This window comes from Avibacterium endocarditidis (assembly GCF_002921145.1).
In the GTDB taxonomy this organism is placed as follows: domain Bacteria; phylum Pseudomonadota; class Gammaproteobacteria; order Enterobacterales; family Pasteurellaceae; genus Avibacterium; species Avibacterium endocarditidis.
The window spans coordinates 1-5,263 of sequence record NZ_PQVI01000041.1; the positions used below are offsets into that span (position 1 = coordinate 1).

General features: G+C 32.6%; 3 protein-coding genes and 2 pseudogenes. All 5 read left to right on the forward strand.

Annotated features, from left to right (window positions below; genetic code table 11):
* Window positions 1–255: 255 nt before the first annotated feature.
* The 5 genes and pseudogenes from C3Z13_RS12640 (at window position 256) to C3Z13_RS03755 (ending at window position 5,109) form a co-directional block, all read left to right on the forward strand.
* Window positions 256–1,101 carry a nucleoside-diphosphate sugar epimerase/dehydratase gene (locus tag C3Z13_RS12640; RefSeq protein ID WP_281258764.1) on the forward strand — a complete coding sequence of 282 codons (846 nt, stop codon included), beginning with the start codon at window positions 256–258 and terminating at the stop codon, window positions 1,099–1,101.
* Window positions 1,095–2,134, forward strand: a pseudogene (locus tag C3Z13_RS12650) (UDP-N-acetylglucosamine 4,6-dehydratase family protein). The gene C3Z13_RS12640 and the pseudogene C3Z13_RS12650 overlap by 7 nt, the downstream one beginning before the upstream one ends.
* Before the next feature lie 24 nt (window positions 2,135–2,158).
* A pseudogene (locus C3Z13_RS03745) lies at window positions 2,159–3,354 on the forward strand (DegT/DnrJ/EryC1/StrS family aminotransferase).
* Window position 3,355: 1 nt separating this feature from the next.
* Window positions 3,356–4,042, forward strand: coding sequence for a sugar transferase (locus C3Z13_RS03750; protein ID WP_103855038.1), 687 nt, complete (start codon window positions 3,356–3,358; stop codon window positions 4,040–4,042).
* A 443-nt stretch (window positions 4,043–4,485) separates the two neighbouring features.
* Complete coding sequence (locus tag C3Z13_RS03755; RefSeq protein ID WP_245872531.1) at window positions 4,486–5,109, forward strand: glycosyltransferase family 2 protein; 624 nt, start codon at window positions 4,486–4,488, stop codon at window positions 5,107–5,109.
* Window positions 5,110–5,263 lie beyond the last annotated feature (154 nt).

A 5,263-nucleotide genomic window follows, 5' to 3' on the forward strand; every position in this document is an offset into this window, starting at 1 on the left:
AAAAACTTTTTCTGATCATAAACACTTCCTTTAAAGAACATATCTATATATGATACACTTTTTTTTATAAAACCTCTACTGTTAAGACTATTTTGCATAATGCATAGATAGAATCTCATTCTGCTAATAGCTCCCTTACATAGTCTTCTAACTTTGACAACTCACTGCTTATTAGTTAAAAATTCAATTCTTACAAGATGACCAATTTTTTCAATAACAAACGGACCAAAATCTGTCGCGAGAGTTCATAAATTTATGCTTGATTACATTTTATCCTTGCCACGCAGTATAAAAAGATTTATATCAATAACTATTGATATCTTCCTTATTATATTTTCTTACTTTTTGGCACTAGGAGTTCGCCTTGAGCTTGGTGAAGAACTCAAACTGACCGAAAATTGGTATATTATCTTATTAGTTGGATGTATTTCTATTCTGTTTTTTATGCGATTAGGATTATATCGGGCTGTTATTCGTTTTGTTACAATAAAATTTACTCAAGTTGCTATTCTTGCTTCAATTTTATCAACAGCCACGCTATTAGCTGTTGTATTTATATTTCAATTTAATTTACCTAGATCAATTCCTTTTCTCTATTTTATCTTTATATCTATTTTTATTACATACACTCGTTTTTTATGGCGAATGTTACTTAGTCATAATAAAGATTCTAGAACTAAAGTTTTGATCTATGGAGCTGGTTATTCAGGCCGACAACTACTAACAGCTTTAAATCAAGGTTCTCATTATTCAGTCGTTGGCTTTATTGATGATAATAAAGCTCTGCATAAAACCATATTACATGGCATTACTGTTTATAGCCCTAAATCATTAGGCAAATTAATAGACAATAAAAACATTAAAAAAATCCTATTAGCAATGCCTAGTGCAACGCAAAGTCAGCGTAAAGCGATTATTAATCGAATTAGTAAATATAAATGTGAAGTACTTACAATACCAGGAATGGAAGATATTGTCAGCGGTAAAGCACATTTAACTAGTTTAAATCAAGTTTCAATTTCTGAACTCTTAGGGCGTGATCCAGTAACTCCCATTGAGTCCTTATTGGCGCAGGATATAAAAATAAAATTGTTATGGTGACCGGTGCTGGTGGTTCTATCGGTTCTGAATTATGTCGTCAGATTATTAAACAATCACCTAAAAGTTAATTTTATTTGAATTAAATGAATTTTCCTTATATCAAATACACCAAGAATTATTAAGGAATGCTGATTTTCAACACGTTGAATTAATTCCACTATTGGGTTCGGTACAAAGAAAGCATAGGCTAGATATTATTATGCGTTCGTTCAAAGTAGATACGGTTTATCATGCTGCGGCATATAAACATGTTCCTTTAGTTGAATACAATGTTGTTGAAGGGATTCGTAATAACATTTTTGGAACCTTATATTGTGCCCAAGCAGCTATTGAAGCAGGAGTTTCTACTTTTGTCTTGATTTCTACTGACAAAGCGGTTCGTCCAACCAATATAATGGGTACAACAAAGCGTATGGCTGAATTAATTCTACAAGCATTGGCCAAAACGCAAAATACAACGCGTTTTTGTATGGTTCGTTTTGGAAATGTTTTAGGTTCTTCGGGTTCTGTGGTTCCATTATTTAATAAACAGATTCAAGAAGGTGGCCCAATAACATTAACACATCAAAAAATCACGCGCTTTTTTATGACAATCCCTGAGGCCGCCTCACTAGTTATCCAAGCTGGTGCAATGGGAAAAGGTGGAGATGTTTTTGTTTTAGATATGGGTAAACCAGTAAAAATTTATGATTTAGCCGTAAGAATGATTCATTTAAGCGGTCTAACATTAAGAAATGAGAAAAATCCGAACGGAGATATTGAGATCTCAATTACAGGATTAAGACCTGGTGAGAAATTATATGAAGAACTACTTATCGGTGATAACGTACAGGGAACACAACATCCAAGAATTATGACAGCTATCGAAACAATGCTTGATTGGAATGACTTGAATAACATCTTGCAGCGATTAGACATATTATGTTCAGAGTACAAGATTGATGAGATTAGGGATTTATTGATTTCTTCATCTACAGCTTTTAGCCCAGCAACAGAAAATTGTGATATGGTATATCAAAATTTATCTCAATAATATATTTACATTAAGGAATAAACGGTGAAAATTAGCTTCTCTCCTCCTGATATTACAGATTTAGAAATTAACGAAGTAATTTCTGCCTTAAAGAGCGGTTGGATAACTACAGGCCCTAAAACAAAAGAATTAGAAAATAAACTTGCCTCCTACATAGGTACAGAGAAAGTAGTTTGTTTAAATTCAGCAACAGCAGCTTTAGAACTTATCCTTAGAATATTAGGTATTAAAGAAGGTGATGAAGTCATCACCTGTGCCTATACCTATACGGCCAGCGCAAGCCCAGTTATCCATATTGGAGCAAAACTTGTGCTAATAGATACAAGCCCAAACTCCTATCAAATGGATTACGAGGCATTAGAAAATGCCATTACCGATAAAACAAAAGCAATTATTCCCATTGATATAGCTGGAGTTCCTTGCGATTACGATAAAATTTTCGAAATAGTAGAACGCAAAAAATCCCTATTTAAACCTTCTAATGATTTACAGCAGAAAATAGGTCGCATTGCGGTTGTTGCTGACTGCGCACATTCTTTAGGTAGTATATGGAAGAATAAAATGGCGGGAAATATTGCTGATTTTAGCAGTTTCTCTTTTCATGCAGTTAAAAATTTTACTACAGCTGAAGGTGGATGTGCTACTTGGAAAAATATTGATGGTATAGATAATCAGGATCTTTACCGCCAGTTTCAATTACTATCTTTGCATGGTCAAAGCAAAGATGCGTTAGCTAAAACTAAGTTAGGTGCTTGGGAATATGATATCCAAGGCTGCTACTATAAATGTAATATGACAGATATTAGTGCTGCTATTGGACTAGCGCAATTCAACCGTTATCCTAGCCTATTAGAAAACGAAAAGAAATTATTAAGAAATATATTTCTGGATTAAAAAATTCTAATATTGATATTCTTCCTCATTTTACGAGTGAATATTCAAGTAGTGGACATTTATTTTTGACACGCCTATTAAATAAAGATGAAGTATCCCGTAACCAATTTATCGAAAAAATGGCAGAAGCTGGTATCGCGACTAATGTTCATTACAAGCCTTTACCTATGCATACAGCATATAAATCACTCGGCTTTTCAATAGAGCAATTCCCTAATGCTTATCAACAATATTGTAATGAGGTAACATTACCTTTACATACCCAGCTAACTGATGAGGAAATTGATTATGTTATTGAAAACTTCAAGCGAATTTTGAGTGATTAATATGATTTTGAGAAATTGGAATGATTTACCTTCACAAATAAAAAATGAATCAGTGAAGCCGTATTATGACTACTTGAAGAAAAAGAAAATTAGCCTACTGTTTAAATTTGCTCTTGATAGATGTTTAGCTACTATTTTATTGATTTTACTATCTCCCTTATTTTTATATATAGCTTATAAAATTAATAAGGATAGTCCAGGCGAGATATTCTTCAGACAAACAAGAATAACTCAATATGGCAGAGAGTTTAAAATTTATAAATTTCGCACAATGGTAGCAAATGCGGAGTCTTTAGGTTCACAAGTCACAGTGGATAATGACAAACGGATTACAACTATTGGAGAAAAGCTCAGAAAAACTCGTTTAGATGAACTCCCTCAATTAATCAATGTTCTCAAAGGAGAAATGAGTTTTGTTGGTACTAGACCTGAAGTACCCAAATACGTAAATAACTATACTGCGGAAATGATGTCAACATTACTCTTGCCAGCGGGCATTACAAGTGAAGCGAGTATTGAATATAAAAATGAAGATAGACTTTTATCTAATGCTGAAGATTCAGATAAAGAATACATTGAAAAAGTATTTCCCGAAAAAATGAAATGGAATTTAGAGAGTATTCGAAATTATTCGTTTAGTAGAGATCTATTTACAATGATAAAAACAGTATTAGCGGTAATTAAGTAATAGAGATATATCTAAAATAATTTTCTAAATTAGACAGTATTATTTAATATAAAAACTCAACTTTTATTTAGATATTTTATTATAATAAGAAATACAATATCTTAAGACGAATTAACCATTATATATGTAGGATATTGATATTATTAATAATTTTTTAGTTACAATTAAGAGAGACTAAACAATGATTGTATCTTTTGTATTGTTGCACACAATGAAGAAAAAATATGCCTGCCTATTTTGATATGATCATCGGCCCAAGATTATCCTCAAAAAATTGAGATTATTTTTGTGGATTCAATGTCTACAGATAAAAACAAAAAATATATGGATGAATTTGTAGCAAAAGCAAGAGGATTCTATAACTCGAAAGTGATTGAAAATGAAAAGATAAAACAAGCCCCGGTTGGAATATAGCAATTGAAAATGCTAGTGGAGATGTTATAATTAGATTTGATGCTCATGGCTGTGCTCCTCCTGATTTCGTAAGTCGTCGAGTCAGAGTTATCAAAGATGGGGAATACGTTGCAGGAGGGCCCTGTCATAGAATTGTCGATGAACAAACAAAATGGAAAGAAACGCTTTCGACAGCGGAATCTTCAATGTTCGGTAGTGGTATAGCTCCTTACAGAAGAAATTCAACTCGAACATATGTAAAATCGATTTCACACGGAATCTATCGTAGAGAAGTCTTTGATAAAACTGGGGGATTCAATGAAAAACTCGGACGAACAGAAGATAATGAAATGCACTATCGTATTAGGAAATCTGGATATCGAATTTGTTTTGAGCCTTCCTGCATTTCATATCACCATACAAGAAGCTCTTTAAAAGCCATGCTGAAACAAAAGTATGGAAATGGATTTTGGATCGGACGGACAATAGGAATTTGTCCTAAATGTTTTTCTATTTTTCATTTTGTACCTGCAATATTCGTATTATCTATTTTGGCTTCATTAATCTTAGCGACTATAGGTTGCCCTATTTTCATTATATTATTAACAGTGCTATACGGTATAGCTAATATCATAATGACAATAACATCTATTTTTAAAAAAATTTCTGGATAGGGGATATCTTTCTTCCAATCATCTTTATACTTTTACATTGTTCTTATGGGATAGGTACCATTTGGGGACTAATCAGTATGCCAAGATGGCGTCACGTAGTATATTTGAAAAAGGAATAAAAAGTTAAAGCTTGCAAAACTCAATACTGACATAT